A 16876-nucleotide genomic window follows, 5' to 3' on the forward strand; every position below is an offset into this window, starting at 1 on the left:
CGGTGACTCGTAGACTGGTCTCACCTGCCACAACAACGTCGCAGTTGCCGTTCCCCGGCGTCTGCAGAGAAGGAAGAAACATGGCACAGCTGCCCCCGCTCCCTGACAACTACACCTACTCGGCCGAGCACGAATGGGTCGACGGCGCCGCCGATGCCCTCGTCGGCAAGACCGTCAAGGTCGGCATCACCGCCGTCGCCGCGGACGCTCTCGGCGAGGTCGTCTACGTCGATCTGCCCGAGGTCGGCGACACCATCACTGCCGGTGAGACCTGCGGTGAGGTCGAATCCACGAAGTCCGTGTCCGACCTTTACACCCCGGTCACCGGCGAGGTCGTCACCATCAACGAGGCGGCCGTGGACTCACCCGGCCTGCTCAACTCCGACCCCTACGGCGAAGGCTGGCTGTTCGAAGTCACCGTGACCGAGGTCGGCGAAGTCATGGACGCCGCTGCCTACGCAGAAGCCAACTCCCTCTGAGTCACACCCCCTGACGGGGAACAACCTCCAAGCGGGGTCGGTCGAAGTGAGCGCGGGCTCAAACGCTCGCACGGATTCGCCGAACATTGTGTTCGGCCCTTCGGTCGGCCCCGTCGTCATCCCACCAGAAACGAAGTGATTGCCATGCCATTGAGCGTCTTCGACCTCTTCACCGTCGGCATCGGTCCCTCGAGCTCCCACACCGTCGGACCGATGCGAGCGGGTGCGTACTTCATCGACCTCCTCGGCGACGCACTTGGATCCGTCACGGACCTGCGCGTCGACGTCTTCGGGTCCCTGGCCGCCACCGGTGCCGGCCACGGAACCTTCGATGCCATCCTCATCGGCCTCGAAGGATGCCGACCCGACATCATCGAAGCCAACGAACTCACCGCCCGGCGGACACGGATGTCCGAGACCGGGAAGATCATCCTCGGCGATTCCACCGGCAATGGAGTCGAGATCGCCCTCACCGAAGACGATATGGTCAAGCGACCGCTGACCGTCCTCCCGCGCCACACGAACGCGATGACCCTGACCGCCTTCGACGCTGACGGGCAGACCATCGCCGAGGAGACCTACTACTCCGTCGGCGGAGGCTTCGTCACCTCGGAGACCGAATTCCTCGACAAGGAGAAGGCCGCCGAGGCTGCTTCGGCTGCCGAAGCCGCGTCCGGTGGCGATTCCGGTGCGGACGCTGATCCGGAGTTCGCGGACGCTGATCCCGAGTTCGCGGTCGCCGACGCAGTCATCGACGCCGAACTCGAGTCCTACAGCGAAGAGCTGCCGTACCCGTTCCATTCCGGAGCTGAACTGCTCGAGCGCTGCACCGAGAGCGGTATGTCGATCGCCGAGATCATGCACGCGAACGAACTGACGATGTGGGACGAGGACGAGATCCGACACGGACTGCTCCACATCTATTCGGTGATGGAGGAATGCGCCTCGGCGTCGTTGGACCGTTCCGGCTACCTGCCGGGCGGGCTCAAGGTCCGCAGGCGCGCCCACGACTGGTACCTCAAGCTCAAGGCCGAGGACCCGAACCGCGACCCGGGCTACTACCTCGAATGGGTCAATCTCATCGCCATGGCCGTCAACGAGGAGAACGCTTCGGGCGGTCGGGTGGTCACGGCGCCGACGAACGGTGCCGCGGGCATCATCCCGGCCGTGCTGCACTACGCGCTCAACTACGTGCCCTCGGTGGCCGAGGGCGGCGAGTCCGCGAAGCACAAGGCCATCATCGACTTCCTGCTCACCGCGGCGGCGATCGGAGTCCTGTACAAGGAGCGGGCGTCGATCTCCGGTGCCGAGGTCGGCTGCCAGGGGGAGGTCGGCTCCGCCTCATCGATGGCGGCCGGGGGACTGGCCGCAGTCATGGGCGGCACACCCGAGCAGGTGGAGAACGCCGCCGAGATCGCCATGGAGCACAACCTCGGCCTGACCTGCGACCCGATCTCCGGACTCGTGCAGGTCCCGTGCATCGAACGCAATGCGATCGCCGCGGGCAAGGCGATCAACGCCTCGCGCATGGCGCTGTGGGGCGACGGGCAGCACCGGGTCAGCCTCGACGAAGTCATCGAGACGATGCGGCAGACCGGCGCCGACATGTCCTCGAAGTACAAGGAGACAGCGCTCGGCGGCCTCGCCGTCAACGTCGTCGAGTGCTGAGGAAGGCGCTGCGCGGCTGTCGGACTCGGCCCCTCCGAACAGAGGTCGCTATCGGATACTTTCTGGAAGCAGAAATATCCGATAGCGACCTCTGTTTGCGTCCAAGTATCCGATAGCGACCACTGCTTTGCGCGCAGGGCCCTCGAAGTTCGCGAAGCTGCCTCAAGCCCGTGCTCAAACCGTCTCTCATACCGTCCCTCAGGCCCTCGCAGTGGGCCCTCGGACCCGTCATCAAACGCACGAGAATGCGCCCGAGCCGCCTCGGCGCCCAGCAACATGTCTTGCTGTCCCAATTCGGTCCAAGTGACATGGAACACGTGGAACCACAGTTCCAAAAGTGCGCTAATGTAACGAAACGATAACGAAGCCTTGGCGCGTCAGGAGCGCGAAGGAGCGCCCCGTCACATCCCAGCGATGCCATGGGGAAGGCCGGGTCTGTTACATTCCGGTAGCCGGGGGTGATCGTTGCGAAAGTGCCCCGAAATCGGCACTTTCGAGGTTGACGCTCAATCTCATCCCGCTAGGTTTGTTGGCGTGATTAACGCACTCGCTGAACCGAAGACGCAAATCGACGTCCGGACTCCTGAGCTGGAGGACGGGCAACATCTATGGCGGCTCGCGAAAGACACAGCCGTGCTCGATCTGAACTCCTCGTACTCGTACCTGCTGTGGTGCCGCGACTTCGCGGACACCTCGGTGATCGCACGAATCGACGGAGAACCCGCCGGCTTCATCACCGGGTACACCCGTCCGGAGAATCCGGACACCCTGATGATCTGGCAGGTCGCCGTCGACGAGAACTTCCGCGGACACGGACTCGCGTCGACCATGCTCCACGAGCTGGCCGACCGGACCGGCGCTCTCCGCATGGAGACGACGATCACCGATGACAATGCGGCGTCCAACCGTCTGTTCCAGGCGTTCGCGGAGAAGCGCGGGGCCGGTTTCGACCGTCGCCCGCTGTTCACCCCGGACCTCTACCCGGACGGCCACGACACGGAATACCTCTACGAGATCGCGCCCCTGTAACGAGCCCCACCACGGCGCTGGGCGGACCCCCTGGTTCAAGGGAGAGACCGCGGCCGGCGTCAGGAGGCGGAAGAGATCGCTCGCCCTGAGCGACTGCGACCACCGCCTTCAGCGACTGCACGAGATGCAGACGCACAATCACGAAGTCGAAAGGACTCCAAAGATGACCGCCACACCTTCTGACAAGCCCGACATCTTCGAAACCCGCGAATCTGCGGTTCGCAGCTACTGCCGCTCCTGGCCGGCCACCTTCGCCCGTTCACAAGGTGCGAAGCAGTGGGACGAGGACGGCAACGAGTACCTCGACTTCTTCTCCGGCGCCGGCGCACTCAACTACGGCCACAACAACCCAGCAGTGATGGGTCCGCTCGTCGAATACCTGCAGTCGGGCGCCGTCCTCCACTCGATGGACATGAAGACCCCGGCCAAGCGTGAGTTCCTCCAGACCTTCCAGGACCTCATCCTCAAGCCGCGCGGACTCGACTACTCGGTGATGTTCCCCGGACCGACGGGCACCAACACCGTCGAGGCTGCTCTCAAGCTCGCCCGCAAGGTGACCGGACGTCAGCACATGCTCTCGTTCACCAACGCCTTCCACGGCATGACGCTGGGCTCGCTGTCGGTGACCGGCAACTCGATGAAGCGCGAGGGTGCGGGAATCCCGCTGACCAACAGCTCGAAGATTCCCTACGACGACTACTTCGACGGCGAGATGCCTGACTTCCTGTGGCTGGAGAAGGTCCTCGCCGACTCCGGTTCGGGTGTCGACAAGCCCGCCGCCGTCATCGTCGAGACCGTGCAGGGCGAAGGCGGACTGCGTGCCGCTCGCGCCGAATGGCTGCGTGCCCTGTCCGAGCTGTGCAAGAAGCACGACATCCTCCTCATCGTCGATGACGTGCAGGCAGGCTGCGGCCGCACCGGTTCGTTCTTCAGCTTCGAAGAGGCCGGCATCGAGCCCGACATCGTCTGCCTGTCCAAGTCGATCTCCGGTTCGGGTCTGCCGATGGCACTGACCCTGTTCCGTCCTGAGCTCGACGTCTGGGAGCCGGGTGAGCACAACGGCACGTTCCGCGGAAACAACCCCGCGTTCGTGACCGCGACTGCCGCCATCAAGACTTTCTGGGCCGACAACGAGTTCCAGAACCAGCTGGCTGACACCATCGCCGAGCTCCACCAGCGCCTCGACTCGATCGTCGAGAAGGCCGAGGGAGCCTCGATTCGCGGACGCGGCCTGTTGGCCGGTCTCCACTTCGAGGACACCGAGGTGGCTGAGAAGGTTGCCGCCTACGCCTTCGAGAACGGTCTGCTGCTCGAGACCTCGGGCCCCGAGGACGAAGTCATCAAGATCATGCCGGCGCTGACGATCGACTCGCGCGATCTGCAGGCTGGACTCGACATCATCGAGGCCGGAGTGCTCAAGTTCGCTCCCGCCGCAGCGAAGGCCGCACTGGCCTGACCCACCTCTGCCCAGGCCGGCGTCGCAGCAGTGGCGCTGGCCTGAGCTTTGGGCGGAATCGAGCTCACCTGCTCGATCGCCCACCTGGGTTGCCGGACGCCGTCGGTGCACGACTGGAGTCCGCGGCCCACCCCTTCAACTTCTCCGACCTTGTGTGAAAGGACCACGAATGTACGTAGTCAACCGCGATGACCTCAACGACACCGACCGCGATGTGAAGTCCGAGACCTGGCGCTCACGCCGCATGGTGCTCGGCAAGGAGCGCGTCGGATTCTCGTTCCACGACACTGTGATCTACGCCGGAACCACCTCGACGTTCCACTACCAGAACCACGTCGAAGCCGTGTACTGCGTGCAGGGCAAGGGAACGCTGACCGACGAGGAGACCGGCAAGGTCTACCCGCTCCACGACGGCGTCATGTACCTGCTCGACGGGAACGAGAAGCACACCGTCGTGGCCGAGGAAGAGCTGCGCATGGCCTGCGTGTTCAACCCGCCGGTCACCGGTCGTGAGGTCCACGACGAAAATGGTGTGTACCCGCTGGTTCTTGAGGATGAAGCGGCACCCGCGAACTGATACGGCAACCTGTTGCTGAGTCGGTGTAAACCGACTGAGCTTCACTCGCCGAGGCGGCCCGAGCGTTTTCGCTCGGGCCGCCCTTTTTCGTGTGGTTAAGGGAAGTTCGTGCGGCCGAGGTGGTTGGGTAAGTGCTCTGACTGAGTGGGGGAGCCCTTAGACTTCAGGTGTGATAATCTTCGGCCATACAACTTTCAAGTTTCGTGACTTCTCGTTGCCGACTACACATCCGAAGATTCTGACTCTGGCATTCCTCTGTTCATTCTTCTTCTCTTGGAGTCCTGATGAAGTTCCTCAAGCGCGCCCTTGTGGCGTCATTCGCCGCTCTGTCTCTCGCGATTGCTCCTGCTGTCTCTGCTGAGGCAGCAAGTGCAAAGTTCGACGTTACGAAGTCGTCGGCGAAAAGCATCGTAGTTTCTAGTTCTGCCGATCGTCAGATCGAAATAGAAATGCTTCATAAAAAGAGTGGCGTGAAGAGGTGGAAGGTCGTTTCGGACATATACAAAGCAGAAGGCTACTCTAACGCCGGCGAAGAGGCAGATGTCGCAATTTTTGCGAATGATGATGATCCGCGACGCACTCGGGTTGCATTGAATGTGTCGAGGCATGGACTCGGAAAGTACGAGATCGGAGCGTCCAGAGTTAGCGGATATGACTCAACAGACTGGGACGCAGAGCAGGTGGTTAGCCGTACTGACTTTACTAAGGGCTCGTTCTACGTCCGCGGAAAGACTGATGCTTCCCTGTCCTCGAATCGCAAAGGAGGCACGGTTACGCTGACTTCGTCGACCAAGGTTTATAATCCGGAACGCTACAGCAAGGTCGCCTACAGCCCGAAGGTGAAGTTCCAGGTCAAGTCGGGCGGCAAATGGAAGACACTGAAGATGATTTCCGCGAAAAGAGGCAAGGCCGTTTACAAGGTGAAGTCGAAGAGCAAGAAGTACTACCGCGTTACATTCAGTCAGAAGGGATGGGCAACCGGAGCCACCTCGAAGTCGGTCAGGCGCTGATCTTGGAGTGAGTAGGAAGTTGGTGCATGTTCTTAAGCTGATCTAGTTCCCAGCTCCCGGGTGGCCCGAGCGTTTTCGTTCGGGCCGCCTTTTCATGTGGCTGAGGAGACCGGTCGCAGACTGCAGATGTGATAATATTCGGCCATACAACTTTCGAGTTTCGTGACCTGACGTTGCCGACTGCACTCTCGTTGACTCCGACTTTGGCATCCCCTTCCATCCCATCTTCAGTTGGAGTCTCAATGAAGTTCCTCAAACGCGCACTCGTTGCCTCAATTGCCGCCCTTGCTCTTGCCATCGGTCCCGCTGTCTCTGCCGAGGCTGCGAGTGCCAAGTTCGATGTCACCAAGTTGTCTGCCGACAACGTTGTCGTTTCCGACTGGAACTGTAAGAAGACGAATGTCTACATGAAGCATAGAAAGTCGGGAGTGGACTCCTGGAACGTTTCCACTGAAGTCCGGGGTAAGCATGGTCTCGCCACTTGGGCCAACTATGGAACCTATGGCTCGGCAACTAAAGACCGCGTGCAGGTCTGTCCATCAATTTATGGCCTTGGCAAATATACGTTGGGTCCGTCGGAGATCTCGGCTTATGGGTACTCGACGAGCAACGGTTGGGGCGAAGTCGAAGAGCCCGACTACACGAAGGGCTCGTTCTACGTCCGTGGGAAGACTTACGCTTCGCTGTCCTCAAAGCGAAGCGGCAGCACGGTTACTCTGACCTCGTCGACGAAGGTTTACAACCCCGAGCGCTACGGCAAGGTCAACTACAACCCGAAGGTGAAGTTCCAGGTCAAGTCCGGCAGCAAGTGGAAGACTCTGAAGACGGTCACCGCGAAGAAGGGCAAGGCCACCTACAAGGTGAAGTCGAAGAGCAAAAAGACCTACCGCGTCACCTTCGGCCAGGTCAGCTGGGCGACCGGAGCTACGTCGAAGTCGGTCAAGCGCTGACGGCAGCTATTCGCGAACGGTCATGTCCATTCCCTCCATGTATCCTCGGGATCCCTCTGATAATTCAAAGGGTCCCAGCGCTTCGGCGAGGGGAAGCCACAAGGCACCCAATTCGGCTGTCTTCCTGCCGCCATAATGCTTGGCGCGGAGGTTCTCGTTGTATCGCATCTGGCCCAGCTCGTCATCGGTGACCGTCCAGATGACCACCTGCGGTGGATCATCATTGACGAACGTCACTCGGTGGGGATCGGCCGTGACCGACCATCCGGTCACCTCGGCGAGGGCTTTGGCCAACTCAGTACGATCGATACTCATCGTGACCTCCTTCTGATGGGTCAGGGGGATGGCTGAGGGATCAGGGGGAATGCCTGAAGGGCCAGCGGCGCTTCAGGACATCGAGAATGAAAACACATCGGGCGCCCCAGAACGGAGCGCCCGATGTGCATTGAGGACTGCGGACTCATGAAGCCCGTGACATCACTCGCCGTCGGGGCGGACCTTCTTGCCTCGGTCCTGCCAGAACTTCGTCGTGGTCACCTCGTCGGTGCCATCCCAGGCGTCGACGTCGGTGCTGATGCGCTTGAACGTCGGCAGATCGCCACGACGGAAGACCGGTTCGTAGCCGGCTTTGCGCTGCTGCTGGTAGTTCTTCAGCAGCGCGAATACCAGCGGCGAGAGCAAGATCAGAGCGAAGAGGTTGATCAGCGCCATGATCGCCATGAAGATGTCCGCCGCGGTCCACACCAAATCGAGGGCGGCGATCGCACCGACGAACACGGCGGCCATGACGATCACCTGGTACACGCGCAGGGCGACCCTGCTCGTCGTCAGGTGCTCGATATTGGCTTCGCCGTAGTAGTAGTTGCCGAGGATCGACGAGAACGCGAAGAGGAAGATCGCCACAGTCAGGAAGTGGATCGCCCACTGCCCCAGCTGCCCGCTCAGCGCGGTCTGCGTGAGTTGCATGCCCTCGGCCGAGCCGCCGTACTCGGGGTTCGAGAGCAGGATGATGAACGCGGTGATCGAGCAGACGAGGATCGTATCGAAGTACACGCCCAAAGCCTGCACGAAGCCCTGCTTGGCCGGGTGCGACGCCGATGCGGTGGCCGCAGCGTTCGGCACCGAACCGATACCGGCCTCATTGGAGAACAGTCCGCGCTGAACACCGATGAGCATGATCGAGCCGAGCGTACCGCCGGCGATCGAATCCATGCTGAACGCATCGGTGAAGATCGTGGCGATCATCGAGGGCACGGCGCCGATGTTCATCACCACGACGATGATGCCGACGATGAGGTAGATGCCGGCCATGAACGGCACGAGGTAGGCGGAGATGTTCGAGATCCGCTTGGCGCCGCCGGCGAAGATCAGGAAGGCGGCGACGGCGATGATCGCACCGGCGATCGCGGCGAAGGTCCCATTCGAGGAATCGATGTCCAGTGACGCCCCGACGGCGTCGACGATCGAGTTCGACTGCACCGAGTTGAACACGATGCCGTAGGTGATCGCGACGATGACGGCGAAGACGAGCCCCAACCACTTCATGTTCAGCCCGTGCTTGATGTAGTACGCCGGGCCGCCCCGGAAATTCGGACCGTCCTTGAGCTTGTAGAGCTGACCGAGAGCGGACTCGGCGAATGCGGTGGCACCGCCGACGATCGCAGTCAGCCACATCCAGAACATCGCACCGGGACCGCCGAGCGAGATCGCCAGGGCGACGCCGGCGATGTTCGCCGTGCCCACACGCGAAGCCGCAGAGATCGAGAACGCACGGAACGGCGAGATGTTCCTATTGCCTTCCGAGTCACGTCCGCCCGGCTCCACCAAGGTGCGGAACATCTCGGGCAGCAGCCGCAACTGGACGACGCCTGTGCGGATGGTGAAGTACAGGCCCGTGGGGATGAGAACGGCCACAAGAACATATGACGAGACAGTGCTGACACTGTCGAACACGCCCTGGAGCATCTCCATCGAACTGCGCCTCCTTCGGCAATCATGCGGTGAGGATCGGAGGGGCGAATGCGAGAACTCCGTCCGTGGTTGATCCCCAGTCTGCCACTTACGGCGCATGTCCGGGGACAGCGCCCCCTGTCGAATTCGACGTCGAACACCATCGCCGAGGCGGAACGACGCATCGCTCCGGTGCAGACCGTCGTATCGCTCCAGTCCAGAGCCGCCCCAGCCGACGACCAGCGCGGACACCGCCAGGATTCACATTCCGTCCACCCGCACATCATCGGGAACTTGCTCTCCCTGACTATTCTGGCCGCCATTGCACAGCCGAAAACACCCACCTCGCGCAGTCTGATCGAACGCCGGAACGGCCGCCGACCACCCTCGCAGCCTCCGTGGAGGAGTCCCGAAATGCCCATCACCCTCGTCACACCCACCGCCGGACCCGATCCCCGCCGCCCGTCGACAACCGCGACCCATCGTCCCCACGATCTCACCGCGGCCGTGCCCGAATCTGCCCGTGTCCGTGTTCCGCCCCTGGTCATCGCGCATCGCGGCGCGTCCGCGGACTGGCCCGAGAATACGATCCCCGCCTTCATCGCCGGCATCGACCAGGGCGCGGACATGATCGAGACCGATGTGCACATGAGCGCCGACGGCGAGCTCATTATCATGCACGATACGACCATCGACCGCACCACCGACGCCCGGACCCTCTACCCGGATCGCACCGACCGGTCCATCGCGGGCATGAACGCCGCCCAGATCGCCACCCTCGACGCCGGCAGCTGGAAGGGTGAGCAGTTCGCCGGGATCCGTGTGCCCCGACTCGCCGAGGTGCTCGCGCTCGTCCACGACACCCGCACTGGACTGCTGCTCGAGGTCAAACACCCCGAACGGTATCCCGGAATCGCCGAGGCGATCGTTGACTCCCTGCGCGCCCTGCCGAACTATCTCGACCGGGCATTGGCCGCGGGAATGCTCGTCGTCCAGTCCGCGAACTGGGCGTTCATCAGCGAATTCCACGGACTCGCCCCCGAGATCCCGGTCGGCGTGCTCGGCCGACCGTGCCCGGACGAACTCCAGGACTTCGCCGAATGGGTCGACCAGGTCAACCCCGAATTCTGCGCCGCCGACCCGGACTTCCTCACCGCGATCCACGAACTCGGCATGTCGAGCCTCGTGTGGACCGTCGACGAGCTCGGGGAGATGGAACGCGCCATTGACGTCGGCGCCGACGGCATCATCACGAACACCCCTGACCGCCTCGTCGAGGTCGTCGAAGCCCTGTGAGTCGAAGTCCTGCCTAGCCCGTATTCGGGACGTGGCCACCGTGAAACTACACTGACTCTCGCCGAGGCGGAACCACCTCGGCGAGGGTGCGCTCAGTGGTGAGCGGGGCGGCGGACGATGCGGCCGCGGGACATGACGAAATCGACGTCGCCGGTGACCGAGATATCGGTGAGCGGATCGCCGGGCATGGCGACGATATCGGCGCAGGCCCCCGGACGCAGTCGCCCGAGATCCTCGCGATCGAGCATCCGTGCCGCAGTGGACGTCGCTGCCTTCAGCGCACGCAGCGGGGACAGTCCGGCCGCGACGAGGGCGACGAATTCCTTGACGCCGTGGTCGAAGGGGAACATTCCGCAGTCGGTGCCGAACACGACCTCGGCGTCACAGGCCGCGACGAGCCGCTGGGAGGCCAGGATCTGCTCGGAATCGCGGGAGAACTTCCATACGGCCTGGTCAGGCAGGGTGCCGTCTTCGAGCTGCTGGAGGTCTTCTTGGGTCATCTGCATCGTGGGCACGATGAACACTCCCGCCTCGGCGGCCATCGCGACACCCTCCTCGTCGATGAGGTACGCGTGTTCGAGGCTGCGGACGCCGGCGCGGATGGCCTGTTTGCAGGCGTCGGCGGCTCCGGTGTGCACGGCCACGGGCATGCCCAGTTGGGCGGCGGTGGCGCACAGGGCCTCCATCTCGTCGTCGAACCAGGTGCACACGGCAGGGTCGTCGCCGGGGCTGAAGTAGCCGCCGGCGTTGACGGTCTTGACCCAGTCGGAGCCGATGGCGTGTTCACGGCGGACGGCGGCCCGGATCTCCGCGCGGTCGTCGGCCAGGGCGGAGACGGGGATGTCCCAGCGGGTGGGGTAGAAGCCGCCGATGTCGCCGTGGCCGCCGGTGGGGGAGATGATGTGAGCGGCGGCGAGGATGCGGGGCCCGATGACCAGGCCCGCGTCGATGGCATTGCGAAGGTCGAGCGTCGGGGTCTCGGGGTCCATCGCGCCGAGGTCGCGCACTGTGGTGAACCCGGATTCGAGGTAGCCCTGGGCGATGGACAGTCCGGTCAGCGCCTTCGTCGCCGTCGATCCGAGCGTCTGCATCGGCAGGGTCGAGGCGTCCATGGTGAGGTGGACGTGGGCATCGATGAAGCCCGGGGAAACCGTGCGTTCGCCGAGGTCGATGATCTCGGCGTCGGTGGGGCGGTCGACGCTGGTTCCGATGTCGGCGATGATGCCGTCCTCGACGAGGATCTCCTGGGCTTGACGCAGCTCACCGGATTCGCCGTCGAAGAGCTTCCCGCACTTGAGCACTGTCGCAGTCATGTGCTCATCGTTGCACAGGATCAACCCTGTGGGCAGGGGCATCTGCCTGGGCCGTGCCGCCGGTCTGGGCCGAGATGGTCGCTCTGGTCGCGCTGAGTGTGCGAACGGCGAGGACGAAACCGCCGATGACGAGACCGAAGAGGCTGATGACCCAGCCCGTGTATCCCACGACGAACAGCGGTGGGAAGCCGACCGCGAGTACAGTCGACACCAGGCACAGGAAGAGTCCGCAGGCGAAGGTGACGAATGCCAGTGTGCGAGCTGAGCGGGGTGTGATCCCGGACCGTGACGAACCGGCCGCCTGTGCGTCGGCCGGCTGCGACCGCGATTCGGCGATGACCCGCAGGGCGAAGATCGCGGAGACGAACCCGATCGCAGCGCCGAGGGCATTGAGCGCATCACCGTATTCCCACAGGAACTGGGAGTCGATGAACATGGTCCGCAGCAGCCAGACGAGGAGCACGATCCCGACCGCTGCGAACAATCCGATGGCGGCGTTACGTGAACGGTGGCGGAGGGTGGTCGGGGCGGCCGCCTCGGCGACGGGGACGAGTCGAGCCGTGACTGTGGCGAGGGCGATCGCCACGAGTATCGGGAAGAGGACCGCCGCGATGAGATTCATGGTGCCCAGCACTGCGGTGAGTGCGGAAGAGTTGGCCAGAATGCCGGTGTCAGCGCCGAACGTGTTGATGGTGAAGATCGACTTCAGCGCTTCGAATGTGCAGAGGAACACGGTCACGACGATGTATACGCTGCGGGGGATCGGGCGAAGCCCCCGGCCGATGATGATCGCAGTGGCACAGGCGAGGGCGACGAGTGCCAGTCGGAGGAGGCTCGGACCCGGTGTAGATACATAGGTATCTTGGGTCATGACCTCAAGGAGTCCGAAGCTGATCCACGTGATCAGGAAGACGACGGCGGCGACAGTGTTGATGGCCATTCCGCGGGTGTCAAGGCCGATCTGCGGGTCGAGGGTCTTCGCGACGGTGCTCATGACTCCATGTTCTCATAAAAGACAGGTTCCTTGTAGCAATTGCTCAGGTTGACCTCGCGTACTCCTGCGCGAGGTGAGACGCTGGAGGCATGCCGAACGAACTCGCCAACTCGACCAGCCCCTACCTTCGCGCTCACGCCGACAACCCCGTCGACTGGCGGATGTGGACACAGGAGACCCTCGCCGAGGCGGCCCGTCGTGACCTGCCCCTCCTCATCTCGATCGGCTACTCCACCTGCCACTGGTGCCACGTCATGGCGCATGAATCCTTCGAAGACGAAGCGATCGCGAAGCTGATCAATGACCGGTTCGTGCCGATCAAGATCGACCGGGAGGAGCTTCCGGACATCGACGCCTACTACATGAATGCACTGCAGGCGATGACCGGGCAGGGCGGCTGGCCGATGACGATCTTCGCCACCCCCGCCGGCAGTCCCTTCTATGCGGGCACCTATTTCCCGCCCGCCCCGCGCGGCAACCTGCCCGCCTTCACCCAGGTGCTCTCCGCAGTGTCGAGCACATGGACGGACCGCCGAGACGAGGTCAACCAGATGACTTCGCGGATGGACCGCGGCCTGGTCGAGATGGCCGATGCCGTGACGAGCGCTCTTCCCGCCGAGGCGGCCGCCGAGTCCCTGAGCGCCGACGAACTCGACTCCGCCGCCGCAGCCCTCCTCGATTCCTACGATCCCGCATGGGGCGGGTTCGGCGGGGCACCGAAATTCCCACCGATGATGAACGTCCTCCAGCTCCTGGCCGCGTTCGTCCGATTGGGCGGGACCACCTCGGCGAACGACGGCGCGGGTGGCACCGCCTCGGCGAGTGATTCGGTCGGGCACGATGCGTACCCAGACGATGTGCACCCAGTGGCACAGGCCCGCGCGGAAGGGCGCCTCGGTTGGCTCGGCGCAGACGGGCACCTGAGCGGGGAACTCGTCCTCGACTGCCTCATCGCGGTCCGCTCGACGCTGGCCCGGATCGCCAGCGGCGGCATGCGTGACCAGGTGCGCGGCGGAATCGCCCGCTACAGCGTCGACCGGCAGTGGTTCGTGCCGCACTTCGAGAAGATGCTCTACGACAATGCCCTCTACCTGCGTGCCGTCGTCGCGTGGGCGAAGGTCGAACGGGCCCTCGACCCGGGGTCGAAATGGTTGGCCCTGGCCGAACGGGAGATCGCTGACACCGCGAACTTCCTCATCAGCGACCTGTCGACCGAAGACGGACTCATCGCCGCCCTCGACGCGGACTCGCGCAACTCAGCCGGTGAGTCCGAAGAAGGCGCCGCCTATGTCTTCACCCCCGAGGAATTCGCGCAGGCAGGGCAGGAAGGTCTGCTCGGACTCGTCGACTCGCCGGCCGGTGCCGAGCTGTCGGGCCAGGTGGTCGCGGCCGTGCGGATCATCGACTGGCTCGGGATGGAGGACGTGCCCTTCGACGCCGAACACCCCGCCCCGTGGGACATCGAGGCCACTCGACGCCAACGTGAGAAGCTCGACGAGCTGCGGGCCGGGCGCGCGCAGCCGGCCCGGGATACGAAGATCATCACCGAATGGAATTCCCTGGGCATTACCGCCCTCGCCGAGGCGGCTCTGGACATGGGGGCCGAAGCTGCGGACGCGAGTGGAGCGGATGGTGCTGCGGAGGTGTGGGGGAACGCTGCAGTGCGCTTCTGGTCGGCGATGCATGAGCGTTTCGCGGGTGCCGAACTGACCGTGCGGCGCAGCTTCACCGACGGTGAGCCCGGCCCCGGGCAGGGCGGCCTCGCCGATTGGGCGCAATTCATCACCGCTGGGATCACGGTCAGGCAGCTGCCGGAAGGGGCCGCTTCGGTGCAGGTGAATGTCCTGGTCACTGCGGGTGAGCAGATGCTGGACCAGTTCACCTCCGATAATGAGGACGGGATCCTCGAAGTCGTCGACTCGCTCGGCGACGGGATCATCGACGTGAAGTCGGCGGACCCGGTCGACAACACCGTGCCCTCGGGCCGGTCGGCCGGTGCAGAGGCCGTGCTGCTGCTCGCCGAAATCGGCGTCGATGCGGTGGCTCAGGCCTCGGGGAACACAGGTTCCGATACATCGGCCGGCGAGGTCGCGTCCTTGGATACGGGGCGGCTGCTCGAGCTGCGCGATCGCTTCCTCGGGGTCTACCGGGCGCTCGCAGGGCAGGCTCCGCGCGGCTGCGGTCACGCGCTGTGGCAGGCGGAACGAGCACTCGGCCAGGTCCGGGTCGCCACTGTCGACGGCACGCTGCGCGGACTCGCGGCCAAGCATCCGTCCGTCACGCTGCTCACGAATTCGACCGGAGTGCCGGGACCCGACGGCGGAGAGATCGGCGTCCCTGCGGGGACGGCGATCGTCTGCCGCGGCACATCGTGCTCGCTGCCGGTGGGGACCGCCGCCGAACTCTCGGCACTGCTGGACGGGTAGTCGCTCCGCCTCGGCGATGTTCGGGAAATTAGACTATTCCGTCAGCGACGGAAAGGGGGTATTATCTGAACATGTCCGTTGCATTTGGCGCTCTGGCGCTTGACTCTGAGATTCAGCTTCTTGATGCCGCCGAGGGGCACCTACGGCAGCGGCTTCCTGCGGGTTGGGAGGTCACCATTGATTCCGGTGACAACGGGGAGAGTCGTGGAACTCGAGTGGACGGCTGGCTTCGCATCAAGGCGCCGGGGTCGGAGGAACGCGCTATCCCAGTGGAAGTGAAGCGCACGCTTGAACCGCGTGATGTGTCGTCCGTGGTCGAAACGCTGATGGAACGGTGGATCGGCAGCTCGGCCGAACCGGCCCTGGTTGTTGCGAAGTACCTGGCGTCGTCGGTTCGTGACAAATTGAGCGCGGCGGGGATGTCCTATGTGGACGCCACTGGAAACGTTCGACTCGAAATGGGCGACCCCGCACTGTTTGTGTCAGACCGTGGGGCAGATAAGGATCCATGGCGAGGTCCGGGACGTCCGAAGGGGGACCTGAAAGGGGCACCGGCGGCGGCGATCGTCCGCTCGCTGTGCGATCGGCCTGGGCCATGGCGAATGCGCGAGCTCATCGAGGTATCGAGGGTATCGGCCGGGTCCGTGTATCGCGTCGTCGATTTCCTCGAAGCGCAGGACTTGGTGGCGCGTGAGGGGCGTGGTGGACTCGCGGTGAAGGACTGGGCCGAGGTGCTGCGACGCTGGAGTGTCGACTATCGTTTCCTCGAAACCAATTCTGTGACGTCATGGCTGGCTCCGCGCGGCATTGAGGACGTGATAGAGCGTGCCGTTGCAGATGGTGCCGACGACTATGCCGTCACCGGATCCGCGGCGGCATCAACTTGGTCGGAGTATGCGCCCACCCGTTCACTCATGCTCTACGCGGATCGACCTGCCGAGATTGCGGACCGGTGGGGATTGCGGTCTGTCGACTCGGGAGTCAATGTGCTTGTTGCGGCTCCTGCCTTTCCTGCCCTGACTCGAGGAGCATTGATCCGCGGTGACGGACTGCGAATAGCAGCTCCTGCTCAGGTCGCTGCAGATCTGCTGACGGGGCCGGGGAGGGCTCCTGCCGAAGGTGAAGACCTGATCGGATGGATGCAGGCGAATGAGGAGTTGTGGCGGTGAGCGACGACCTGCTGATCCGCTCGCGATCGACACTTCTCGATGCTCTGGACGCGCTGGGGCCTCAGAGGTCCGCAGTGATCGTCATCGGTGCGCAGGCCGTCTATCTGCGCACCGGAAGCATCGACGTCGCTTTGGCGGAGGCGACGAAAGACAGTGATGTGACAATCGATCCTCGTCGGCTCAATGACGTTCCGCTGCTTGAGGACGCGATGGGTCGGGCGGGATTTCTCCCATTGGGCCAGCCTGGATCGTGGGCGCGTGAAGATGGCATTCCCATCGACTTGATGGTTCCTGAGGGGCTGGGTGGTGGCGGCAGGCGGGGCGCTCGGATTCCTCCTCATGGCAAGAAGGCGACACGGAAAGCCCGAGGGCTGGAAGCTGCCTTGGTTGATTTTGGCGAACTTGAGATCCCGGCCCTCGACGAGTCTGATGATCGCAGGATGATAGCCAATGTCGCCGGGAGTGCTGCGTTGCTCGTGGCGAAACTTCATAAGATTGCGGAGCGCGTTAACCCTGATCCACCGTATTGGTGATGTCTGATGATTGTTCCCTGAATGGG

At 63.6% G+C, this 16876-nt stretch carries 15 protein-coding genes; 11 read left to right on the forward strand and 4 right to left on the reverse strand.

Going from position 1 to position 16876, the window contains the following annotated elements:
- Positions 1 to 80: 80 nt before the first annotated feature.
- The 7 genes from gcvH (at position 81) to L1F31_RS02535 (ending at position 7169) form a co-directional block, all read left to right on the forward strand.
- Positions 81 to 479 (forward strand): glycine cleavage system protein GcvH, encoded by a 399-nt coding sequence (gene gcvH, locus L1F31_RS02505; protein WP_265419126.1) that lies wholly within the window; start codon positions 81 to 83, stop codon positions 477 to 479.
- Between the two features lie 144 nt (positions 480 to 623).
- On the forward strand, positions 624 to 2147 hold the full coding sequence (locus L1F31_RS02510; protein ID WP_265419127.1) for an L-serine ammonia-lyase: 1524 nt from the start codon (positions 624 to 626) through the stop codon (positions 2145 to 2147).
- Between the two features lie 633 nt (positions 2148 to 2780).
- Positions 2781 to 3176 (forward strand): diaminobutyrate acetyltransferase, encoded by a 396-nt coding sequence (gene ectA, locus L1F31_RS02515; protein ID WP_231939510.1) that lies wholly within the window; start codon positions 2781 to 2783, stop codon positions 3174 to 3176.
- 163 nt (positions 3177 to 3339) lie between these two features.
- Positions 3340 to 4632, forward strand: a complete 1293-nt coding sequence (gene ectB, locus L1F31_RS02520) for a diaminobutyrate--2-oxoglutarate transaminase (RefSeq protein ID WP_265419129.1) — start codon at positions 3340 to 3342, stop codon at positions 4630 to 4632.
- A 169-nt stretch (positions 4633 to 4801) separates the two neighbouring features.
- A complete protein-coding gene (locus L1F31_RS02525) occupies positions 4802 to 5209 on the forward strand; it encodes an ectoine synthase (RefSeq protein ID WP_265419130.1) in 408 nt (135 codons plus the stop codon).
- Positions 5210 to 5493: 284 nt separating this feature from the next.
- Positions 5494 to 6219, forward strand: coding sequence for a hypothetical protein (locus L1F31_RS02530; RefSeq protein WP_265419131.1), 726 nt, complete (start codon positions 5494 to 5496; stop codon positions 6217 to 6219).
- A 242-nt stretch (positions 6220 to 6461) separates the two neighbouring features.
- Positions 6462 to 7169: a hypothetical protein gene (locus tag L1F31_RS02535; protein ID WP_265419132.1), complete on the forward strand. Its 708-nt coding sequence runs from the start codon at positions 6462 to 6464 to the stop codon at positions 7167 to 7169.
- 6 nt (positions 7170 to 7175) lie between these two features.
- On the opposite strand, the gene L1F31_RS02540 is transcribed toward L1F31_RS02535, so the two are convergent.
- A complete protein-coding gene (locus L1F31_RS02540) occupies positions 7176 to 7484 on the reverse strand; it encodes a hypothetical protein (protein ID WP_265419133.1) in 309 nt (102 codons plus the stop codon).
- Positions 7485 to 7646: 162 nt separating this feature from the next.
- On the reverse strand, positions 7647 to 9140 hold the full coding sequence (locus L1F31_RS02545) for an alanine/glycine:cation symporter family protein (RefSeq protein WP_265419134.1): 1494 nt from the start codon (positions 9138 to 9140) through the stop codon (positions 7647 to 7649).
- A 393-nt stretch (positions 9141 to 9533) separates the two neighbouring features.
- Between L1F31_RS02545 and L1F31_RS02550 the strand changes: the two genes are divergently transcribed.
- Positions 9534 to 10415, forward strand: a complete 882-nt coding sequence (locus L1F31_RS02550) for a glycerophosphodiester phosphodiesterase (RefSeq protein WP_265419135.1) — start codon at positions 9534 to 9536, stop codon at positions 10413 to 10415.
- Positions 10416 to 10507: 92 nt separating this feature from the next.
- Here L1F31_RS02550 and L1F31_RS02555 read toward each other — a convergent pair whose 3' ends face one another.
- Together L1F31_RS02555 and L1F31_RS02560 are read right to left on the reverse strand one after the other, a co-directional pair.
- On the reverse strand, positions 10508 to 11728 hold the full coding sequence (locus L1F31_RS02555; RefSeq protein WP_265419136.1) for a metal-dependent hydrolase family protein: 1221 nt from the start codon (positions 11726 to 11728) through the stop codon (positions 10508 to 10510).
- Between the two features lie 4 nt (positions 11729 to 11732).
- Entirely contained in the window at positions 11733 to 12722 is a 990-nt protein-coding gene (locus tag L1F31_RS02560) for a hypothetical protein (RefSeq protein ID WP_265419137.1), read from the reverse strand.
- Positions 12723 to 12811: 89 nt separating this feature from the next.
- Between L1F31_RS02560 and L1F31_RS02565 the strand changes: the two genes are divergently transcribed.
- From L1F31_RS02565 to L1F31_RS02575, 3 genes are all read left to right on the forward strand, one after another.
- Positions 12812 to 15148 carry a thioredoxin domain-containing protein gene (locus L1F31_RS02565; protein ID WP_265419138.1) on the forward strand — a complete coding sequence of 779 codons (2337 nt, stop codon included), beginning with the start codon at positions 12812 to 12814 and terminating at the stop codon, positions 15146 to 15148.
- 71 nt (positions 15149 to 15219) lie between these two features.
- Complete coding sequence (locus tag L1F31_RS02570; RefSeq protein WP_265419139.1) at positions 15220 to 16317, forward strand: hypothetical protein; 1098 nt, start codon at positions 15220 to 15222, stop codon at positions 16315 to 16317.
- On the forward strand, positions 16314 to 16850 hold the full coding sequence (locus L1F31_RS02575; protein WP_265419140.1) for a hypothetical protein: 537 nt from the start codon (positions 16314 to 16316) through the stop codon (positions 16848 to 16850). The genes L1F31_RS02570 and L1F31_RS02575 overlap by 4 nt, the downstream gene beginning before the upstream one ends.
- Positions 16851 to 16876 lie beyond the last annotated feature (26 nt).

The organism is Brevibacterium spongiae (assembly GCF_026168515.1).
Taxonomy (GTDB): domain Bacteria; phylum Actinomycetota; class Actinomycetes; order Actinomycetales; family Brevibacteriaceae; genus Brevibacterium; species Brevibacterium spongiae.